The following is a 22632-nucleotide window of genomic DNA, read 5'->3' as shown; positions in this document are numbered from 1 at the left end:
TCTCCAGACTGTCGTTTCAGTCGGACCATATTGGTTGAAAAAAAAGGGAAGTAAAGGCCGTAATGCTGGTCAGAGAAGCGCGAATGTCCCCTCTGTCGGGGGACACTCACCTGAGAAATGTCATTCATGCTGATTAACGGACGGTATAAGTCCCCTTACCTGCGGATTTCGCCTGGTACATGGCATCATCCGCTCTGGTCAGCAGGGCTTCTGCCGTCATGTTGCCGCCTGAGGATATGGCTGCACCGATACTGGCGGAGAGCGTCACTTTTTGATTACCAACCTGTTGCGTCGCCGCCAGCCTGGCCAACACGCACTCGCAAAATGCGCATACCTGCAGCTGCGGTTGCGTCAAAGGCCAGAGGATCACCGTAAATTCATCCCCGGCAAGGCGAGAAACATTATGATGAGGGCCGGCACAGTCGCTGAGCAACTCGGCAAAGGTTTTCAGAATAAGGTCACCGAAATCATGGCCAAAGCTGTCATTCAGCGTTTTGAATCCATCAAGGTCGATAAACAACAGCGCCATTTGCTGCTGCGGGCAACAGGCCTGCAGGGTGGCCCCCAACCGCAGTAAGAAAGCGCGTCTATTGGTTAGCCCCGTCAGCATGTCATGAGAGACGTCATACTCTAACCGCTGCTGCAAACGCTTAAGCTCGGTGATATCCATGGAAAGAATATAGGAACCCTGAGTTTCACTGGGTACCAGAGTGTTATGAATGATCAATGGCCCCTGGCGCGTTTGGAGTTCATTCTCAAAACTGACGGTTTCCCCCTGTAACGCCCTTTCGATCATGGGTTTGGCCGCGGTATAAGCCTCCTCCCCCATAAACGCCTGCACCGTCATCGCCTTGAGACGCCCTTCATCCAGGTCAAACCAGGCTTTATAGGCGCTGTTGGCAAAAAGATAGCGTTCATCAGCATCGATCTGACTGATCAATGCCGGCATATTGTCGGTAATCGCCCGCAGGCGTTCTTTTTCGCTACTGAGTTGCTGCTCGGTAAGGACGCGGCTGGCAATTTCCTGGTTGAGCTTATTGACGGCAAAATTCAGTTCCTGCGTGCGGGCCACCACCCGATCTTCGAGCTCATGTTGCAGTGAATAGAGATCGGACTCTGCCAGTTTGCGTTCGCTGATATCGACAATAACGGAAATAAAATGATGAGGCTCACCATTGGGCAGACGATTAAGCGACACGGTAAGCTGAACCCAAATCCTTGAGCCATCAGCGCGGATATAGCGCTTCTCCATGGAATAAGTGTCTATCTCATGGGCTAACAGCTGTTTCAATAGCCCGAGATCGGTGAGCAGGTCTTCGCGATAGGTGATGTCCTGGAAGGTACGATCCAGCAGTTCGCGCTCAGAATACCCCAGCATTTCACAGATCCGCGGGTTCACCCGTAACCAATATCCTTCCAGCGAGACCAGGGCCATGCCCACTGCCGCCTGAGAAAAGGTCTGTTCAAACAGGGCTTCGGTACGTTGCAGATTGGATTTGAGACTTTCCGTGTAAATATCACGCTCAACACTGTGCAGATACTCTTCAATGACGGCGGCAAAGTCGCGTAAATCATGCACCATCTCGGGTGAAAAGCTCTGGGGATGACTGTCGATAATGCACAGGGTGCCCAGCGGCAGACCGTCCAGTGACAGCAAGGGTTGACCGGCATAGAAACCGATCTTGGGTCCGCCGGTCACCAATGGGTTGTCAAAGAAACGCGGATCAACCGCGGTATCCGGCACCACTAACGCGTCACGTTGCAAAATGGCGTGGCCGCAAAATGAAATGTTGCGTGGCGTTTCCCGAGCCTCCAAACCCGAGCGCGAGAGGAACCATTGCCGCTCACGATCGATTAACGAGATCAAGGCAATACTGACCCCAAAATATTTGGCGGCTAACCGCGTAACCCGGTCTAATTTTTCTACCGAATTCGTATCCAGTACGTTCAGCGAATGTAGAACCGACAGCCGCTCGGTTTCATTTTCCGGAAAGCATGGCTCGAACATGTCTGCTCCAAATGAAGGTCTCTGGGCGATGTGGGCAGGATTAGCCGCTGCCTTAATGACTCAACACCGCGCCGTAAATGACTTATTTCATTCAGCTTAGACGGTTTTCCCGGTTTTACGGGCCCCTGGAGGAATTAATCATGCAGCCCAAACGCCCATAAAAGTGCCAGTATCTGTAAGGAAAAAGGCAAGATCCCCTGATGTCATCACGGAGAAAACCCACCAGATCTGGTTATTTTGTAAGCAATGGATAATTTATAATAAGTGGTTGCTCACAAATCCCCCCGTCACAAACCTGCCCCATCCCGGTGAAAATTACCTGCAAAATAAACGTATTGGGCCGGTACCCCTGTTTTCTTTGCGGGAGTTTTTCGTGCCTTGTCAAGCGCTCCATTATCCCCAAATCACGCCATTATTGGCTAATAAAGCAGCAATTTGTTGATTTTTATCGAAAAAACAATAAATTCTGCCCGGCCAAATAACTATTGAGCCGGGGGGTAAAAAGCCATATATTGGGCGCGTTTTTTCACGGTAGTTACTTATTCAATTTAATAATTCAACTAGGGTGGTATCGATACCCCCAGTTGTAGGAGAGATATGATGACGGATAAAGTCCGTATTGATAATTTCGGTGTGAGTTTAGAAAATGTAAACAACGAAACATATTTGGCGAGACAAGCCGAATTTGAATCGAATGTCAGGAGTTACCCCCGTAAATTGCCGTTGGCAATTGCGAAAGCCCAAGGCGTGTGGATCACCGATGTTGAGAATAATCAATATCTTGATTGCCTGGCTGGTGCGGGTACGCTGGCTCTGGGTCATAACCACCCTGACGTCCTTCAAAGCATCCAAAATGTCATTACCAGCGGCTTGCCGTTACATACTCTCGATCTTACAACCCCGTTGAAAGATCAGTTCTCAGCTTATTTGCTCTCTTTATTGCCGCAACAGGGCCAGGAATATTGCCTGCAGTTCTGTGGCCCATCGGGCGCGGATGCGGTCGAAGCCGCACTGAAGCTGGCGAAAAAATACACCGGCCGTTCTGGGGTGATCAGCTTCTCCGGCGGCTACCATGGCATGACCCATGGCGCGCTGGCGGTCACAGGCAACCTGTCACCGAAAGAAGCGATTAACGGCATGATGCCGGAAGTCCAGTTTATGCCTTACCCGCATGAATACCGCTGCCCACTGGGCATCGGCGGCGAAGCTGGCGTTAAGGCACTGACCTACTATTTTGAAAACCTGATTAACGACGTCGAAAGCGGCGTACGTAAACCTGCGGCTGTCATTCTGGAAGCGGTTCAGGGTGAAGGCGGCGTCAACCCGGCCCCGGTCGAATGGTTGCAACGCATCCGCAAAGTGACTCAGGAACACGGCATTCTGCTGATTATCGACGAGGTTCAGGCCGGCTTTGCCCGTACGGGCAAACTGTTCGCCTTTGAACACGCCGGTATTGAGCCGGACATCATCGTGATGTCCAAAGCGGTAGGTGGCGGTTTACCGTTGGCGGTGTTGGGCATCAAGCGAGAATTTGACGCCTGGGAGCCTGGCCACCATACCGGCACCTTCCGTGGTAACCAACTGGCAATGGCCACCGGCCTAACCACCCTGCAGCACCTTAAAGATAACAACGTGGCCGATAAGGTCGCCGCACAAGGCGAATGGCTGAAAGCCAAGCTGGCCGAGCTGCAAAAACGTTATCCGGCAATAGGTCACGTGCGCGGTCTGGGCTTAATGATTGGCATGGAAATCGTTAAACCTGACGAAGCGCAGGATCATATGGGTTGCTACCCGGCGGATCCGCAGTTGTCTGCCCTGCTGCAGAAAAAATGCTTCGAAGCCGGGTTGATCCTGGAGCGTGGCGGCCGTAACGGTAACGTACTGCGTCTGCTGCCTTCCCTGCTGATCACCAACGATGAGCTGGGCATTTTCCTGGATAAATTTGAACAGGCCCTGTTAGCCGCCGGCGTCAAGCCTGTAGGCATGGAGTGAATTTAATGTCCCGGTCAAACCCGATTCTGGCTGCCTCGGCGCAAAGCACCGAAGCTTACCAGCAAGCGATCGAGCAAAGTAGTCAGGCGGTAGTGCAGTGGCTGCAACAACCCGAGATGTATCAGGGAAAAACCGTTGCCGAACTGCGTGAACGCATTACGCTGGATTTTAATCCGCAGGGCCTGGGCAACCAGGCGGCCATCGAACGCGCGATTGAATACTTTTTAAAAGACAGCCTGTCGGTGCATCACCCGCAGTGTGTCGCGCATTTGCATTGTCCAAGTCTGGTGATCAGTCAGGCGGCGGAAGTGTTGATCAACGCCACCAACCAAAGCATGGACTCCTGGGACCAAAGCCCGTCAGCCACCATCATCGAGATGAAGCTGATCGAGTGGTTGCGTACCCAGGTTGGCTATCAGCCTGGCGATGCGGGCGTGTTCACCAGCGGTGGTACCCAGAGCAATCTGATGGGCCTGATGCTGGCACGCGATGCCTTCTTCGCCAATCAGGGGCACTCGGTGCAACAGGATGGTCTGGTCGGTAACCTGCGCAAGATTAAAGTGTTATGTTCTGAAAATGCCCATTTCTCGGTGCAGAAAAACATGGCGTTGCTCGGTCTGGGTTACCAATCCGTTACGCTGGTGAAAACCGATCAATTCGCGCGGATGGATGTGAACGACCTGGCCGAAAAACTGGCGCAAGCCAAGGCCAATGACGAGCAGATCCTGGCGATTGTTGCCACCGCGGGCACCACCGATGCCGGGGCTATCGACCCGCTGCGTGCAATTGCGAAGTTGGCGGCGGAACACCAGGTCTGGGTGCACGTTGATGCGGCCTGGGGCGGCGCGTTGCTGCTTTCCGAGAAGTACCGTGACTACCTGGACGGCATTGAACTGGTGGACTCCATTACCCTGGACTTCCACAAGCAATTCTTCCAGACCATCAGTTGCGGCGCTTTCTTGTTGAAAGAGGCCCGTCACTATGAGCTGATGCGTTATCAGGCGGCTTACCTGAACTCCGAGTTCGACGAAGCTCAGGGTGTGCCTAACCTGGTGTCTAAATCCTTGCAGACCACCCGCCGTTTTGATGCGTTAAAACTGTGGATGGGGCTGGAGGCGTTAGGCCAGCAGCAATATGCCGCGATCATCGATCACGGCGTGACGCTGGCGCAACAGGTTGCCCACTATATTGGCGACCAACCGGCGCTGGAGCTGGTGATGCAGCCACAGTTGGCCAGCGTGCTGTTCCGCTACCGTCCGCAGTCATTAGCCAACAGCGGCGATGCCGCAGTGGCACTGCTGAACCAGCGGATTGGTGATGCGCTTCTGGAGTCAGGGCGTGCCAACGTTGGGGTGACCGAGTTTAATGGCGTGACCTGCCTGAAAATGACGTTGTTAAACCCAACGGTCAGCCTGGACGATATCAAAGTCCTGCTGGCACTGGTGGATCAAACCGCGCAGCAGTTGCCTGCCGCTTAATCCGCCCTGACCGGCAGCGAAAAGCCGATAACCTTTGCGGGTTATCGGCTTTTTCTTTTAGCGAACGCCTTATTGGTAATCAATAAGGCCTAACTGCTTAGCCATAAATAATTCATTACGCTCTACAATTTCTTCAACAATCTTCCCTTCTTTGCCAAACCGAAAATAAGTCAACGATGTCCAGGTCACATCCTTGCCGGTGACATCAAACCCGTGCCAGGTATTCGAGCCTTTGGCTACGTGGGTTAAAGCCACCACTACCGTATCGGAGGTAACCACTTCTTTTTGGAAAGTGGTCTGTATAGATGCATAACGGTCGGTCACATGAAGGCGTAATGCCGTTTTGAAGGGGTCTATCCCGACAATCGGCTCAGCAACGTCGGGGCGATGAATAATGACATCATCGGCAAAGAATTCGCTGACTCGTTCCACATCTTTCCCATCGACGCAAATTGAAAAATAGTTTTTTACAACCCTTAGAATATCCGTCATATATGACTCCATAATTGTGACTTTCCACGTAGAACAACTTTGTTCTCGAAACTGTCGATATAGTGACAATTCCAAACGTGATGAAAAAGCCTTATTCTGGAAAACAGATTTCCGCCAACTGGAAAATACCCATGGATCGCTGGACCGAGTATGAGCTTTTTGTAAAAACATCAGAGTTAGGCAGTTTAAACAAGGCGGCGGAAGCGCTAAGTTTGTCGAACGCCGCCGCCAGCCGTCACCTGGCAGCGCTGGAGGATCGCCTTGGCGTGAGACTAATAGAACGCAGCACCCGTAGGTTATTTGTGACTGAAGTGGGTAAAGCGTTTTACGCCAGTGCCAAAGCGGCCCTCACTACCATGCAAAGTGCAACCGATGCGGTCACCGCCAGCAAAGACCATCCGGTGGGTGTCTTACGTATTACCGGATCCTTGTCACTTTGCCTTCGGCTCATATTCCCTTTAATACCTCAATTCAAGTTACTAAACCCGGATGTCCGTTTAGAGATCGTTGCGGAGAATCGCTATTACGACATCATTGACGATAATATCGATATCGCCATTCGCACCCGAGAAAGCGAGCCAGATACCGGGCTTATTGTGCGTAAATTGACGGAAACGAAACGGGTTTTAGCGGCAACGCCAGAGTATTTGCAACGGCATGGCACACCCAATCACCCGCGGGAGCTTGCTGACCATCAGCTATTGCTCTACTCCTATGCCAACGACCCCTATAAAATGATTTTTCAGCGAGGCGAGGAGTTTGTCACCACCTTCCCCCAACCCGCTCTTGAGGCCAATGACGGCTATCTGATAAGGGCTGCTGCACTGCAAAATCTGGGCATTTTGGCGCAACCCACCTATGTGATTCAGGAAGACCTGCAGTCGGGCCGATTAGTCCAGATTCTGAGCGACTGGGCGCTCCCCGGCCTGGCCGTCAATCTGGTTTATACCTCTCGCCAGCACTTGCCGGCGAAAACACGGGCCTTTATCGATTTTCTGGTTAAAGCCTTTCAGTAGCACCGGCAGACGGGGGGATTTCTTCAGCATTTCAGTTGTCTTGTGGGGTAGAAAATATAACTATGCTGGATAGATTGCAGAAGACGCAGCATTTGCACTTATAACATGCAGCGGACGCCTCCCCTTATTGACTGCTCAGGATGCCAGCAATGACAGACCCCGATTTCAACTTACTGATTGCTCTCGATGCGCTTCTTTCTCTGGGCAGCGTCGCTGGTGCAGCGCGTCGGCTTGAATTAAGCTCCTCGGCGATGAGCCGCACGCTTAGTCGGCTGCGGGCAGTCACCGGCGATCCTTTATTGGTACGTGCCGGCCGCAATATGGTGTTAACACCCTACGCCGAAGAGATACGTGAGCGCACGCAAAACGCCGTATTCGAAGCCCGTGCGGTACTTCGACCGGCGGTGTCAGAACTGAGTTTAGCCACCCTGGAACGGACCTTTACCCTGCGCGCCAACGAGGGTTTTGTCGAGGCGTTTGGCGCAGTGCTGATCGCGGCGGCCGCGCAGGCAGCCCCCTTTGTACGCCTGTGTTTTGCCCCCAAACCCGAAAAAAGTTCAAAGCATTTGCGTGAAGGGTTGGTGGATCTTGAGATTGGCGTACTGGGCGAAATGGGGCCAGAGATCCGCTTACAGACGTTATTTCGCGATCGTTTCGTCGCGGTGGTCCGTAAAGGTCATCCGTTTGAACAGCAAAGTGAAATTACTGCCCAGCAGTATGCCGCTTGCGGCCACGTAGTTGCCTCACGCCGCGGGCTATTAATCGGGCCGGTAGACCAGGCGCTGACCGAATTGGGGCTGGAGCGCAGGGTTGCTGCGGTAGTGCCAAGCTTTCCCGCCGCGCTGGCGGTGGCTCAGGCCTCTGATTTGGTGGCGTTGGTCCCCGCCTCTTTCCTGATCAATCAACCCGTAGGCAATGGTGATAGTGCCACTCTCTATGCTTTTGAACTGCCGGTAAAAACCCAGGCTATTACCGTTTCACAGATGTGGCATCCTCGCTTAGAAGCCGATGTGGCACATCGTTGGTTACGGCAGCTAGTATTGAGCGTGGTTAGACAGCGTTTAGCGGTGCCCCCTGCCTGATACGAGCACGGTACGGAAAACTCGCATTACGGCTTGCAGCGGGAACTCCGCAAGGCAGTGGGTAATCGGGGATGGCGACTAACATTGTTAACTCTCATCTTTGCCAATCAATGCTTGTCTCCCTCGAACTTTGACATGAACTGTCTGCCGTAATGCCCTTGGTGTAATTTGATAGCGTTTCTGAAAACGTGATGTGAAGCGTGAGGGGCATTGATACCCATTATCTCTGGCTATCTCCCCTATCGGTTTATTGGTGGTCTGAATGGCATTAAGTGCATTACTTAACCTGACATCATCAAGGATTTGCTGGAAGCTTCCCCCCTCAGCGGTCAGGTGTCGATGGAGTGTAGAGGTAGACATGTTAAGCTGTTCAGCAATGTCACGAACCGTCCATTTGGCAGATGGAGATAGAATAATCAAATCCTGACAACGGGTGGTCACTGTATTACCCGGGGTATCCATGAAAATATTAGCAACGTTTGTCTTTCTAAGCATCAGTAGCACGCCTAATAACATATGCTCAAGTAACCGCTGCGAATAATTATGATCTAACGCGAATTTTAACTGGTCCCAGCAATACTCCAGTTCATCGGTCAGTTTCAGACAAAACGTCCGCACGTCTTTTTTCGCGGGTGAACATTGATAATGCTTCAGGTAAAACTTAATTATGGCTGGCGGGATATAAATAATTTCAGACAGATAACCGCCCCCAGTTGGGATGTTTGCAATGTGCAGTTCGTGACCAGCAGGGAAAGCGATTATTTGAGATACATCTGCGGTTTCGGTATGTTCCCGCCATTCGATAATTTTTCGTCCCTGTCTTATCCTGCACAATGCAGGCATGAGTAATTTTACTTTGTGCAGCTCATGCATCTGTCGTGAGCTGATTTCCTGCATACTCAATTTTGCCTGCATTGTGCGTTTCCATTCCTACTTGTAACTGTAAACGGGAACAATTTCTGCGGTAGCCAGTTTATTCGCATTCAGCATAAACCCAACCAGTGCTCCGCTGGCGTTGCTGTCAATAGGCAGATGATCTACTTTCAGCGCCCAAACCCTAAAATGATAATTGTGTGGCTTACTGCCTTTTGGCGGACATGCGCCACCGAAACCAGCATACCCGTAATCATTGCGACCATGAACTGCGCCTGGCGGAAGTTTTGAACCATTCTGATTTCCTGCATCAGCGATAAGGGCATGCACACCGACAGGAATGTTAACCACTGTCCAGTGCCACCATCCAGAGCCGCTCGGTGCGTCCGGGTCAAAGGCCGTAATAGCAAAACTCTTGGTCCCTTTAGGTGCCCCTGACCATTTCAGCGACGGGGAACGGTTTTCACCCTCACAGCCAAAACTATTGAATACATAACTCTGAGCCAGCGGTACCCCGGTTTTGATTTCACTGCTGTCTAGACGAAATTCGTCAGCATGGGCTGATAATGAGCAAAGTGCTAATACTGCAAGTCCGATACGAATTTTCATTAGAATGCCTATAATAATAATGGAAAGCCATTCTATTTGTTTCCCTTAGGTAATATCGTGCATATAGTTCCAGAAAACATGCAAAAACAATCAAAATCAAGGCTCGTGACACATCTATCCTGCTCTAGGTTTCCAGGGGGACGCTAGCGAGATGTACAGTAATAAGGTTGCATTTTATCGATGCTGAAAACCAAGTATTGAGTGATGCACTTAGGATTTTAAAAGTTATTTTAGCAGAGGTTCCTGCCTGTCAAAGGAGGCTGTTTTTGCACTGGAAGAGCACCAGAAGCTGAAAGTTGGGGTTAATACGACAAAGGTATTGCACTTAAGGATAAATCTGGATTTAAGGATGCCCACTATGCAGTACATTAAAAACGATGACGCCCAATCAACCGAAGCACTGCATAGCGGAATAATAATATTAACGTAACAAATTAAAACATTTAACCTTATGTAACTAAAGAAACCAAAAAGGCCCGATTAACGGGCCGGAAAATCAGCAATATGAAATACAAAGCCAGGTTTGTCTATTCCCTGTTCATAATAACTAACAGCCTTTATCACCCCTACATTGCAAATGGGTTTATAAAACTCACCTGAAGCTACCTGAGTAGGTGACTGCAGTTTTCCTTTAAATTAGCTGATATTAGACGTCGTCATCCTCCAGATTTTATCTGCTCTTTTTCAAGATGCTCTCAAGAGCTACATTTTATCGGCTACCAGCGAGCCATAAATCATTGCCCCTCGCACTTCAGGTTAACAATTTTTGCCAGAAACCAACATATCCTTAACCTGCTAACGAATCAAATGGTACAATACGCGAATTCCACTGTTTGACTCGCGCTCGGTTCCCTCATTGTCCAGGGAACAGCGATACCGCGTTCATTCGGGGTAAACATAAAGAAAAACATTATCTTGGAGTCTGTCAGCCATGCCTGAATCAAATGCCCGTCCGGGTATAAAACTTAAACTATGGTGTTGTTTATTGGGGATAATCCTTACCGCAGTCGGCCTATTCTTTGCCATTGCCGGCGGTAAATTAGTCTCGCTGGGGGGCAGCAGCTACTTCCTGATTGCCGGTATCGTCACCCTGGTTTCTGCAGTGCAATTCTTCCGTCGCAAATCTTCAGCGGTGGTGCTGTTCCTGCTGGTCTTTATCGGCACACTGATTTGGTCGGTGTTCGATGCCGGTTTTGACTTCTGGCCATTGGTTTCACGCCTGATGGTGCCAACCGGACTGATGCTGTTGGCCTTCCTGAGCTGGCCGGCGCTGCGTAAGCCGGAAGGCAAGGCGCCGCTGGCAAAACTGTCCTACCTACTCAGCGCGGTGCTGGCGGTGGGCATGGTCGGCACCTTCGTACAGATGTTCCAGCCACACCCTACCGTCGCTTTTAGCGGCGAACCCTTGCCGCTGATCCCGGTGGATAAAACCAAGCAGCAAAAAGACTGGGATAACTACGGTAACACTCCGGGCGGCAGCCGCTTCGTGGCGCTGGATCAAATCACCCGCGACAACGTGAAAGAGCTGAAAGTCGCCTGGACCTTCCACACCGGCGATACTCCGTTAAGTCCGGACGGTAACGGTGCCGAAGACCAGCAAACGCCGCTGCAAATCGGTAACCGTATTTTCCTGTGTACGCCGCATAACAACGTGATTGCCGTCGATGCCGACAGCGGGAAAGAGATCTGGAAGCGTGAAGTCAATGCGAAATCCCAGGTGTGGAACCGTTGCCGTGGGCTGGCCTACTTCGACGTCACCAAACCGTTGCCGCAACCGACGGTGCCAGGCTCTACCCCTGCCACGCCGGTCACCCTGGCGGCAGGCGACAGTTGCCAGCGTCGTATTCTGATGAACACCATCGATGCACGCCTGGTAGCAATCAACGCCGATAACGGCGAGTTCTGCCAGAACTTTGGCAACCAGGGTGTGGTCGATCTGAAGGCCGGTCTGGGTGATGCCTCCGATCCCAAATACCAACTGACCTCTGCACCTACGCTGGCAGGCACCACCATCGTGGTCGGCGGTCGCGTGGCCGATAACGTACAAACCGACATGCCAGGCGGCGTGCTGCGTGGTTTCGACGTGGTCACTGGCAAAATGCGCTGGGCGTTCGATCCGGGTAATCAAGATCCGAACTCGGCATTGAAACCGGGCCAGACCTTTGTGCGCAGTACGCCGAATTCCTGGGCACCGATGTCCTACGATCCGGCCATGAACACCGTGTTCCTGCCGATGGGCAGCTCTTCGGTTGACCTGTGGGGCGCAAATCGCAACGCACTGGATCACAAATACGGCGCGTCTATCCTGGCGCTCGATGCCACCACCGGTAAAGAAAAATGGGTCTATCAGACCGTTCATAACGACCTGTGGGACTTCGACCTGCCAATGCAGCCAAGTCTGATCGACTTCCCGATGAAGGATGGCACCACCAAGCCGGCGCTGGTCATTGGTGCCAAAACCGGGCAGATCTTCGTGCTGGATCGCCATACCGGTAAACCTTTAACCGAAGTGAAAGAGCTGCCGGTAAAAACTCGTACCATCCCTGGCGAGCAATACTCGGCCACTCAGCCGTTTTCTGTCGGCATGCCGCAGATTGGCAATCAAAAGTTAACCGAGTCCGACATGTGGGGCGCAACACCGTTCGACCAACTGATGTGTCGCATCAGCTTTAAATCGATGCGTTATGACGGCTTGTTTACCGCCCCCGACACCGATATCTCGCTCAGCTTCCCGGGCTCGTTGGGTGGCATGAACTGGGGCGGCCTGTCGACCGATCCGAACAACCACTATATCTTCGCCAACGATATGCGTTTGGGCCTGTGGGTACAGATGATCCCGCAGAAAAACGATGCCAATACACCGGCCAGCAACGGCGGTGAATCGGTCAACACCGGGATGGGTGCCGTGCCGTTGAAAGGGACACCTTATGGCGTCAACAAAAACCGCTTTATGTCACCGCTGGGCATTCCATGCCAGAAACCACCGTTCGGCACCCTGTCCGCCATCGATCTGAAAACTCAGAAAGTGGTGTGGCAAGTTCCGGCCGGTACGGTGCAGGATACCGGGCCATTCGGCATCAAAATGCGCGCACCTATGCCGGTAGGTATGCCGACGTTGGGCGGCACGCTGGCCACTCAGGGCGGCCTGGTGTTTATTGCCGGTACTCAGGATTACTACCTGCGCGCGTTTGACTCCTCTACCGGCGCAGAAGTGTGGAAAGCACGTCTGCCTGTCGGCAGCGGCGGTACGCCAATGAGCTATGTGTCGCCAACCACCGGCAAACAGTACATTGTGATTTCCGCCGGCGGTGCACGCCAATCGCCAGACCGTGGTGACTACGTCATTGCCTATGCTCTCGATAAATAAATCTGGCCATAGGCTATAATCATCAAGCCCCCATCTGATAAAGATGGGGGCTTTTTAATATCTGCTGCCACCACGGAAGGAAGATATTTAACGGTGGGAAGCCCCTGGGAGAGCCGGATCATTTAAAAAGCCCAAATACAAGAGTATTCCTAATGTGTTGCCCTGAATTATATCTCATTCTCTTTGACGGCTTGTTATTGAGCAGACCAGGCTATAGAACGATTTCCGCTGGCAAGAATATTCTTTTGGCGTGAATATCCGGCGGTTTTCAGAGGAAATGACAGATGAATGTTTTATCCGAGCACAGTGATGGCAATCATCCTGTTGATCCAGCTAATGAAATCTTTAACGGTTTACCGAATCTCATTGGCGTTGGGAATAGCCTCGGGGGACATTTTAATGAGTTGTGGTGTGAATATACCGGACTCTCTTCATCTGATAACAATGACCTTTGCTGGTTGAATACTCTGCATCCGGATGACTATGCCCGCGTGAATACGCTGTGGCAACAAGCGATGACTGCCGCTACCTCGTTCGTTAATCAAGCCCGCCTGCGCCATTACAGTGGTGAGTATCGTTGGTTTTTACTGTCATTCGCGGCAAAGCAAGTTCCGAACTCCGCGCAGAACCATTGGTACCTGAGCTGTGCCGATATCCATCAGCAAATGCTGGAAAAACAAATCATCATCGACACGCTGGCGGCGCAGAAAAATATGCTGGATGCCAGCGTCGACTGTATCAAAGTGATTAACAATGACGGTTCATTGCTGCATATGAACCGAGCCGGTAGCCTCGCCCTCGGCATAGATGAAAACCAACAACAATTTGGCATGCCCTGGCTGGATCTACTGCACCCAGAGGCTCGCAAGCGTGGCAGAAAAGCGCTGCGTAAGGTGTTAAACGGCAAAAATGCCAGATTTGCTGGCCTTAGTGCTACCCCGGAAGGCACACTGCAGCATTGGGATAATATCCTCAGCCCGGTGACCGATAAGGATGATCGGATACAGAATATATTGTGCGTTTCGCGCGATGTGACCTCGCAGCGAATAGCTGAAAGACGTTTGCTGATCGCCAGTGAATATGACGAACTGACCGCCTTGCCCAACCGGCGGTTATTCAAGAAAAGATTAAAGCAGGAAATGAAACGGGCTCTGAATAACCAAACATCGCTGGGGCTGATTTTACTGGATCTTGACCACTTTAAGTTGGTTAACGACACCCTGGGGCATGATGCCGGCGATCATCTGCTACGCGTCTTATCCCGGCGACTAAAAACCTATCTGACCCCGAACTCTTTTGTCTCCCGACTGGGCGGCGATGAATTTGCAGTAGTGATCAGCGACGTCGAAAACCAGCAGGATATTTTCAAAATCGCCAATAGCTTTCTGATGCAGCTTGAATCGCCGATCACCCACGGTGGTAAAGCGCTTCACTGCGGCATGAGCATTGGCTGCGCCCTGTATCCGCAGGATGCCCGTGATGCGTCCGAACTGATGAAATGCGCCGACACCGCCCTGTACGAGCTCAAGGACGGCGGCCGCGGCGGCGTTTATATGTTTAATTCGAAGATGATGGATAAGGCCAAGGAGCGCGCTGCGCAGTTAAATCGTGCCCGCCAGATTGTGCGTCATAATCAAATCCGCCCCAGCTATCAGCCGAAAGTCAGCCTGCCCACCGGTGCCATTGTCGGCTTTGAAGCCCTGCTGCGCTGGTATTGTCCGCGCACTGGCATCCAGATGCCGGATAGCGTCAGCGAAGCGTTTAACGATTACGAATTGGCGACCAAAATCGGTGAAACCATGCAGTTGAAGGTGTTTGCCGATATGGCGGGCTGGCTTGAGTCCGGTGTTGAGGTGTTGCCGGTGTCATTGAACGCGTCCCCTATCGAGTTTTTACGCGACAACTACGCCGAAACTTTCCTGCAGCGCTTGCAGATGTTTAACATTCCTCACCATCTGATTGAGCTGGAAGTGACCGAACACGCCTTCAATAAGCACGGTTCGAAATATGTGCTGCGGGCTTTGCAAATGCTCAAGGAAATGGGGATCCGCATTGCGCTCGATGACTTTGGCACCGGGCACTCTTCCTTTACCCATCTGATGGATTACCCGCTGGACTGCATAAAACTGGATCGTGACTTTATTCGCCGCATGAACAACGAACCGGCCATTTTGGGCATTGTCGAAAGCATGGGTATTCTGGGGCAGAAACTCGCCATCGATATCATTGCAGAAGGCATAGAAACCGAGCAGCAGCGCCAAACGCTGCGTGACTCAGGCTACCATTTGGGCCAGGGTTTTCTGTTTAGCCAGGCCGTTGAGGCACCTAAAGCGCTCAGCATGTTGTTAATGAGGCCCGCCCCGCAAATATCTGCTTGACCTTCCAGTGGTGGGAAGCTTTAAGCTTTCAGCAACAGACACCATAAAGGGGCAGTTCAATGACTTCCGTTACCCTCAAACCCGATGCCAATCCAACCTTGTCCTCAGTCACTCGACTGAGCTTACCGGTCGACGGCATGACCTGCGCCTCGTGCGTCGGTCGTGTCGAACGCGCGCTGAAAGCCGTGCCGGGCGTGCAGACCGCCTCGGTCAATCTTGCTACCGAACGCGCCGACCTCACCTTCACTGGCGCGGCCGATCCTCAGGCGGCGGTCCGTGCCATCGAGAACGCCGGTTACGCCGTGCGCGAAGAGACCACCGAGTTGGCGATTGAGGAGATGACCTGTGCATCTTGTGTCGGCCGGGTTGAAAAAGCCCTGACACAGCTCCCCGGCGTGCTCGAGGCCAGCGTCAATCTGGCTACCGAACGCGCGCGGGTACGTCACCTTGCCGGGGTCGTCGCCATCACCGACCTTGAGGCCGCCGTTGAAAAGGCCGGTTATAAAACACGGCGTTTATCCGCCGCCACGGCCAGTGCAGACGATCAGGATACCGAGCGTCGTGAACATGAGGCGCGGGGGCTACGGCGCTCATTACTGATTGCCGTCACCCTCACCTTGCCGGTGTTCATTCTCGAGATGGGCTCGCACCTGGTGCCCGCGATGCACCATTGGGTAATGCAGGTGCTGGGGCAGCAGACCAGCTGGTATCTGCAATTTGTACTCGCCACCTTGGTGTTGTTCGGGCCGGGTTTGCGCTTCTTCCGCAAGGGGATCCCGGCGTTGCTGCGCGGCGCTCCCGACATGAACTCGCTGGTATCGGTCGGTACGGCGGCGGCTTACGGCTACTCGGTTGTAGCGACCTTCGTCCCCGAAGTGCTGCCGCAGGGCACCGCCAACGTCTATTTCGAAGCTGCCGCCGTGATCGTCAGCTTGATCTTGCTGGGACGGACGCTGGAAGCCCGCGCCAAAGGACGAACTTCGCAGGCGATCAAGCGGCTGGTCGGTCTGCAGGCCAAGACTGCGCGCGTCGAGCGCAATGGTGAAACCCTGGAAATCCCACTCGATCAGGTCGCCACCGGTGACATCGTGCTGGTTCGTCCGGGTGAAAAAGTGCCGGTTGATGGCGAAGTCGTCGAAGGAACCTCTTACGTTGATGAGAGCATGATCACCGGCGAGCCGGTACCAGTGCAGAAAAACGTCGGTGCCGATGTGGTCGGTGGCACCATCAACAAAACCGGGGCTTTCAGTTTCCGCGTCACCAAAATTGGTGCGAATACGGTGCTCGCTCAGATCATTCGTCTGGTCGAGGAAGCTCAGGGTTCCAAACTGCCGATCCAGGCGCTGGTCGACAAGGTCACCCTGTGGTTCGTGCCGGCGGTGATGGCGGCTGCGGCGCTGACCTTCCTAGTCTGGTTGATCTTCGGGCCGGATCCGGCGCTGACCTTTGCACTGGTTAACGCAGTCGCGGTGCTGATTATCGCCTGCCCTTGTGCCATGGGACTGGCCACGCCGACCTCGATCATGGTCGGTACCGGCCGCGCCGCCGAACTCGGGGTGCTGTTCCGTAAAGGTGAAGCCTTGCAGGCACTGCGTGATGTGAGTGTTATTGCACTCGACAAGACGGGCACGCTGACCAAAGGACGTCCAGAACTGACCGATCTGGTGCCCGCCGAAGGCTTTGAACACGATGAGGTTCTGGCTCTGGTGGCGGCGGTTGAAACCCGCTCCGAGCACCCGATTGCTGAAGCGATTGTCGCGGCTGCCAAGCAACGAAACATAATGCTTGCGGCCATTGAAAGCTTTGACGCCACACCGGGCTTCGGCGTTACGGCCAGCGTAGCTGGGCGAACTGTCGCCGTCGGTGCAGACCGCTTTATGACACAGCTCGGCCTTGATGTGAGCCACTTCCAGCAGACGGCCCAACGCCTCGGTGAACAGGGAAAGAGCCCACTTTATGCCGCCATCGACGGTCGGCTGGCGGCGGTGATTGCGGTCGCTGACCCGATCAAGGACAGCACCCCGGAGGCGATCAAGGCGCTGCATGCATTGGGCCTCAAGGTCGCGATGATCACCGGTGACAATGCGGCAACGGCGGCAGCCATCGCCAAACAGCTCGGTATTGATGAAGTCGCCGCCGAAGTCCTGCCTGACGGCAAGGTCGCGGCACTGAAGAAATTCCGCCTCAATGGAGCACGGGTGGCCTTCGTGGGCGACGGCATTAACGACGCACCGGCACTGGCCGAAGCGGACGTTGGGCTCGCTATCGGCACCGGAACCGACGTGGCGATTGAGGCGGCTGACGTGGTGCTGATGTCGGGCGACCTGCGCGGCGTGCCGAATGCCATCGCACTCAGCCAGGCGACGATCCGCAACATCAAGCAGAACCTGTTCTGGGCCTTTGCCTATAACGCAGTGCTGATCCCGGTGGCGGCCGGTGCGCTCTACCCGCTGAACGGCACATTGCTTTCACCGATCTTCGCCGCGGCGGCGATGGCGCTCTCCAGCGTCTTCGTTCTCGGTAATGCGCTGCGGCTCAAACGCTTCCAGGCACCGATGACGGTCGAAACCAAACAAAATTAAAAATGGCCCCTGGCCGACCGCCCGACATACTCCGGCGGTCGGCATTTTTTTATCCCGCAATTAGTTAGCCATTTTTGTTCGTTCACAGAATCAGCGGCTTGAAGGATAGTGAGTTGACCGCCTCAACCACATAATAATGCAGGTAATAATAATGATGTATAGCGCAAAACTCACCGCAGCGGCGGCACTCCTTAGCCTTTCAGCCCTGGCGCATGCCGCACCGGGCATTGATCTGATCGCCAACGAAACCCCGATTAATACGCTGAAAAGTGCTGAAGCGGCGGCCAAGATCCCGGCCGGGTTTAAATTCGTCGAGCCGGGTACGCTGACGGTGGCCGTGTCTATTCTGGGCAGTGGCCCGCCATTCGGGCTGTACGCCCGTGACAATAAAACGGTGATTGGCAGCGAATCGGATATTGCCCGGCTGGTAGCCGATGGCCTGGGGCTGAAACTCAAGCTGGTACCGACCTCGTGGGAAGACTGGCCGCTGGGCGTCACCTCCGGTAAATATGACGCGGCAATTTATAACATCACCGTCACTCAGGAGCGTAAAACCAAATTCGATTTCGCCACCTACCGCCAGGATACCTTGGGTTTCTACGTGAAGAGCGGCAGTAAAATTACCTCGATAAAATCGGCACCGGATATTGCCGGCAAGAAGATCATCGTCGATTCCGGCACCAATCAGGAGGCAGTGTTACTGGCCTGGGATAAAGAGAATCAGGCCAAAGGGCTGCCCGCCCTGCTGCCGATCTACGTAACCGACAAAGCGGCCGCCACGCTGGCCATCCAGTCGGGCCGGGCAGATGCGACCTTTGGGCCGAACGTGGCCGGGGCTTATCAGGCAAAACTGAACGGTAAAACCACGCTGGTGGGCATCGTACCGGGCGGCTGGCCGCGCAGCGCCAACATTGCCGTTACGGTGAAAAAGGGCAATGGCCTGGTGAACGCGGTGCAGGCTTCGCTCAATAGCGCTATCGCCAATGGCAGCTACCTGAAGGTGTTGGATCGTTGGGCGGAAAGTGACGAGAAAATCGAACATTCTGAAATCAACCCACTGGGCTTGGGCGACCAGTAACATCCAGAACAGGGCCCAGGGAGGGGCCCTGAAATGCAGCTATCCTCTACATATCACGCCGACGCCCCTTCTCCATCTTGCGATAAAGCGTACTGCGTGAAACGCCGAGCCGTTTCGCTGCCTGGCTGATATTGCCGTTAGCGCTTCGGATAGCCTCAAGCATCTCCTGCGGTGCGGCTTGAGCATCGGCACAGCGCACCGGCAAGGTGTTGAACTGTTCCGGCAAATCATCCGGCCGGATCAGATTGCCGTCGTCCGCCAGCGCCAGCAGCACTTTCAGCGTGCTCATCAACTGCCGAACATTACCGGGCCACGGATAACCTGCCAACGCAGCGACGGTGTCCGGTGCCAGCCGGATACCCCGTGACTCGGCCCCCAGCTCACGCCACAAATTAAGGATAAAACGATCGACGTGCGCCCGTTGGCGCAGCGGTAAAATACGCAGGTTAAATTCCTGAATGCGGTACATCAGGTCTTCACGGAATGCCCCCGCCGCCACCTGCTGCGCCAAATCCTGGTGGGTGGCGCAGATCAGCGAAAAGTCGACGGCATAGCTGATACGGCTGCCAAGCGGCGTGACCGTTTTTTCCTGCAGTACCCGCAGCAGCCGGGTCTGTAAGCTCAATGGCATATCGCCAATTTCATCCAGGAACAACACGCCCCCGTCGGCCTCTCTGATCTTGCCGAGATAGCCTTTCGGGTTAGCCCCGGTAAAGGCACCTGGCGCATAGCCAAAAAGTTCGGATTCGATCAGGTTTTCTGGCAGAGCGGCACAGTTGATCGCCACGAAATTGCCCTGCCGCCGGTGACTTTCCTCAAACAACCGTTGGCTGAAATACTCTTTGCCGCAGCCGGTTTCGCCACTGATGCACAGCGCCAGCCCGGCATTCAAAATACGTAATGCTTTTTGTCTGTCGGCACCGTCCTGGTCAAACGGCAGAACCCGCGATCTGATGGCCGGTGAATGCGTTTCCGGCATCTGCAACAGCGAATAATAGTGGCGATTATTGACCGCCAAAGTTTGGCGCGGTGCGTTTAGCGTCTGTCGCTGCATTTCCGGGAACAGCGTGGCGAAATCCAGGCTGCCAAAGCAGGCGGCGGTGAGGTTAAATTCTTGCATTGCCAGTCGATTGGCGGCGGTGAGCACCTCGTCGCGAAACACCAGTATCAGCTCATGGGCGCTGCCAAGCACCCGCGCATCGCTGTGCAGCCGCAGCGTCCAGTGCTGAGAGGTGACACACCCCATCGTCCACTGGTGCTCTATATGCCTGACCGCCTGCAGAATCAAGGATCGTGCGTCATCGTAAGGGCGCTGCGCCGGTGTAGAAATATCCAGCACCCCGGCAATCAGGCCGTCAGGCCGGTAAATCGGCGCGGCTGCGCAGTAAAGTCCGGCATTTTGATTGAGAAAATGCTGGTCGCCATTCACTTCACACAAGCCGCCCAACGCCAGCGCCGTGCCAATGGCATTGGTCCCCCGCTCCTGCTCGCCCCATAAATTGCCCGGTGCCAGCGAGATACGCGACGCCTTGCGCAAAAAATGGCTATTGCCGCAGGTTTCCAGCACCATGCCGCTGGCATCGGATACCACCACAATAGAAGGCTGTCGGTTAATTTCGCTGCCCAGACGTTCGATCAGTGGCCGTGCCAGCTGTGCCACCCAGCCGTTTTGCCCACGCACTTCATTGAGCAAGCCCGGCCTGACAACAGGCAGCCGATCGTCGGCCCGGTTAAGACCGTAAGCCTGACTACGTAGCCAGGATTCAGACATTGGACCAGGGAGAGACAGGTTATCGCTATCAGAGGCAAACCCGGTCTGGGTGGTCTGGTCTTTATGCAACATGGCCAACTCCCGCCAATAAAAGTGTTGCATTTTTGTATCATGAATGTGTCCCATGCGTTGCGACGTGGGACACAAAAAATAATAGAAACCAATAATAAGCCCTCGGACTTATTGCCGGCCAAAGCATTTTTAATTATTTAATTTATTGATATAAAGCATCTTTTAGTTTTATGGGAACGACACTGACGCAATGTGGCATAAGCAATGCTTAGGGTTAAGCTGATGGCGTCACGCACTCCGGCGTCAACCCTACACAGTCTGTTCCCATGAGAGGTGTTTACATGAAATACGTTCATCCCGGTTTACCTGGCTCGCTGATTTCTTTCAAACCACGTTATGGCAACTATATTGGTGGCAAATTTGTCGAACCCGTTTCAGGCAACTACTTCACTGATACCTCCCCGATGACCGGTCAGACTGTCGCCGAGTTCCCGCGCTCCGACGCGAAAGATATCGAACTGGCGCTGGATGCCGCCCATGCCGCCGCCGAAACCTGGGGTAAAGCCAGCGTGCAGGAGCGCTCCAACGTATTACTGGCCATCGCCGATCGTATGGAATCAAAGCTGGAGTTGCTGGCGCTGACCGAAAGCTGGGACAACGGTAAGCCGATCCGCGAAACGCTGAACGCGGATATCCCACTGGCGATTGACCACTTCCGTTACTTTGCCGGTTGCCTGCGTGCACAGGAAGGCACCGCCGCGGAGATCGACCAGAATACCGTGGCCTACCATATTTACGAGCCGCTGGGCGTGGTTGGACAGATTATCCCCTGGAACTTCCCGCTGCTGATGGCAGCCTGGAAACTGGCTCCGGCGCTGGCTGCCGGTAACTGCGTGGTGCTTAAACCGGCAGAACAAACTCCGCTCAGCATCTGTGTGTTGCTGGAAATGATTGGCGACCTGCTGCCGGCCGGGGTACTCAATGTGGTTCAGGGCTTTGGGAAAGAAGCCGGTGAGGCACTGGCGACCAGCAAGCGCATCGATAAAATCGCCTTTACCGGCTCAACCCCGGTAGGCCGACATATCCTTGCCTGTGCAGCGGAAAATATCATTCCCAGCACCGTCGAGCTGGGCGGCAAATCACCGAATATCTTCTTTGAAGACATCATGCAGGCCGAACCGGAGTTTATCGACAAGGCAGTTGAAGGGCTGATCCTCGGCTTCTTCAACCAGGGTGAAGTCTGTACCTGCCCTTCACGCGCCCTGATCCAGGAATCCATCTACCCGCAGTTTATGGAAAAAGTGCTGGCGCGGATCACCACCATTCGCCAGGGCGACCCCTTTGATACCGACACCATGATCGGCGCGCAGGCGTCCCAGCAGCAGTTCGACAAGATTTTGTCCTACATCGAGATCGCTAAAAACGAAGGCGGGAAAATTATCGCCGGTGGCGAGCGTGCCAGCCATGAGCAGACGTTGCAGAGCGGTTTCTATCTCCAGCCTACGTTGATCACCGGTAATAACAGCATGCGTTTCTTCCGCGAAGAGATCTTCGGGCCGGTAATTGGCGTGACCACCTTCAAAGACGAAGCGGAAGCGCTGGCACTGGCTAATGACAGTGAGTTCGGACTGGGTGCCGGTTTGTGGACCCGCGACGTCAACCGCGCTTACCGCATGGGCCGCGCCATCAAGGCCGGACGCGTGTGGACCAACTGTTATCACCTCTACCCGGCGCATGCCGCCTTCGGCGGTTATAAGAACTCTGGCGTTGGCCGTGAAACCCACAAGGTGGCGCTGTCGCATTACCAGCAGGTGAAAAACCTGTTGGTCAGCTACGATGCCAAACCGCTTGGACTGTTCTGATTTGGTGGTCTTCAGATTGCTAACAAACCCGC

General features: G+C 53.8%; 14 protein-coding genes. 9 read left to right on the top strand and 5 right to left on the bottom strand.

What is annotated here, in order from left to right:
• Positions 1-133: 133 nt before the first annotated feature.
• Positions 134-2008, bottom strand: a complete 1875-nt coding sequence (locus tag NHG65_RS12875) for a diguanylate cyclase domain-containing protein (RefSeq protein ID WP_413476980.1) — start codon at positions 2006-2008, stop codon at positions 134-136.
• A 600-nt stretch (positions 2009-2608) separates the two neighbouring features.
• Here NHG65_RS12875 and NHG65_RS12870 point away from each other — a divergent pair.
• Complete coding sequence (locus NHG65_RS12870) at positions 2609-4000, top strand: diaminobutyrate--2-oxoglutarate transaminase (protein WP_198404395.1); 1392 nt, start codon at positions 2609-2611, stop codon at positions 3998-4000.
• Positions 4001-4005: 5 nt separating this feature from the next.
• Positions 4006-5478, top strand: coding sequence for a pyridoxal phosphate-dependent decarboxylase family protein (locus tag NHG65_RS12865; RefSeq protein WP_499183435.1), 1473 nt, complete (start codon positions 4006-4008; stop codon positions 5476-5478).
• A gap of 69 nt (positions 5479-5547) precedes the next feature.
• On the opposite strand, the gene NHG65_RS12860 is transcribed toward NHG65_RS12865, so the two are convergent.
• Complete coding sequence (locus NHG65_RS12860; RefSeq protein WP_219016180.1) at positions 5548-5970, bottom strand: ester cyclase; 423 nt, start codon at positions 5968-5970, stop codon at positions 5548-5550.
• 131 nt (positions 5971-6101) lie between these two features.
• On the opposite strand from NHG65_RS12860, the gene NHG65_RS12855 reads away from it, so the two are divergent.
• Both NHG65_RS12855 and NHG65_RS12850 read left to right on the top strand, forming a co-directional pair.
• Positions 6102-6986: a LysR family transcriptional regulator gene (locus tag NHG65_RS12855; RefSeq protein ID WP_499183434.1), complete on the top strand. Its 885-nt coding sequence runs from the start codon at positions 6102-6104 to the stop codon at positions 6984-6986.
• Between the two features lie 149 nt (positions 6987-7135).
• Complete coding sequence (locus NHG65_RS12850; RefSeq protein ID WP_499183433.1) at positions 7136-8068, top strand: LysR family transcriptional regulator; 933 nt, start codon at positions 7136-7138, stop codon at positions 8066-8068.
• An 87-nt stretch (positions 8069-8155) separates the two neighbouring features.
• Here NHG65_RS12850 and NHG65_RS12845 read toward each other — a convergent pair whose 3' ends face one another.
• Together NHG65_RS12845 and NHG65_RS12840 are read right to left on the bottom strand one after the other, a co-directional pair.
• Entirely contained in the window at positions 8156-8983 is an 828-nt protein-coding gene (locus tag NHG65_RS12845; protein WP_499183432.1) for a helix-turn-helix transcriptional regulator, read from the bottom strand.
• 15 nt (positions 8984-8998) lie between these two features.
• Positions 8999-9550 (bottom strand): kinase inhibitor, encoded by a 552-nt coding sequence (locus tag NHG65_RS12840; RefSeq protein WP_499183431.1) that lies wholly within the window; start codon positions 9548-9550, stop codon positions 8999-9001.
• 931 nt (positions 9551-10481) lie between these two features.
• Between NHG65_RS12840 and NHG65_RS12835 the strand changes: the two genes are divergently transcribed.
• The 4 genes from NHG65_RS12835 to NHG65_RS12820 all read left to right on the top strand — a co-directional run bounded on the left by NHG65_RS12835 (position 10482) and on the right by NHG65_RS12820 (position 18955).
• Complete coding sequence (locus NHG65_RS12835) at positions 10482-12917, top strand: glucose/quinate/shikimate family membrane-bound PQQ-dependent dehydrogenase (RefSeq protein ID WP_499183430.1); 2436 nt, start codon at positions 10482-10484, stop codon at positions 12915-12917.
• Positions 12918-13201: 284 nt separating this feature from the next.
• On the top strand, positions 13202-15295 hold the full coding sequence (locus NHG65_RS12830) for a putative bifunctional diguanylate cyclase/phosphodiesterase (RefSeq protein ID WP_489843906.1): 2094 nt from the start codon (positions 13202-13204) through the stop codon (positions 15293-15295).
• Positions 15296-15354: 59 nt separating this feature from the next.
• Positions 15355-17877 (top strand): heavy metal translocating P-type ATPase, encoded by a 2523-nt coding sequence (locus NHG65_RS12825; protein WP_499183429.1) that lies wholly within the window; start codon positions 15355-15357, stop codon positions 17875-17877.
• A 151-nt stretch (positions 17878-18028) separates the two neighbouring features.
• Complete coding sequence (locus tag NHG65_RS12820; protein WP_207976839.1) at positions 18029-18955, top strand: ABC transporter substrate-binding protein; 927 nt, start codon at positions 18029-18031, stop codon at positions 18953-18955.
• A gap of 46 nt (positions 18956-19001) precedes the next feature.
• Here NHG65_RS12820 and NHG65_RS12815 read toward each other — a convergent pair whose 3' ends face one another.
• Positions 19002-20798: a sigma-54-dependent Fis family transcriptional regulator gene (locus NHG65_RS12815; RefSeq protein WP_413476976.1), complete on the bottom strand. Its 1797-nt coding sequence runs from the start codon at positions 20796-20798 to the stop codon at positions 19002-19004.
• A 281-nt stretch (positions 20799-21079) separates the two neighbouring features.
• On the opposite strand from NHG65_RS12815, the gene exaC reads away from it, so the two are divergent.
• On the top strand, positions 21080-22600 hold the full coding sequence (gene exaC, locus NHG65_RS12810; RefSeq protein WP_099062004.1) for an acetaldehyde dehydrogenase ExaC: 1521 nt from the start codon (positions 21080-21082) through the stop codon (positions 22598-22600).
• The last annotated feature ends 32 nt before the right edge of the window (positions 22601-22632 follow it).

The sequence above is a fragment of the Serratia myotis genome (assembly GCF_027474885.1).
GTDB lineage: Bacteria > Pseudomonadota > Gammaproteobacteria > Enterobacterales > Enterobacteriaceae > Serratia > Serratia proteamaculans.
The sequence above is the reverse complement of the archived record's forward strand: the minus strand, read 5'-3'. Positions and strand labels throughout refer to the sequence as shown.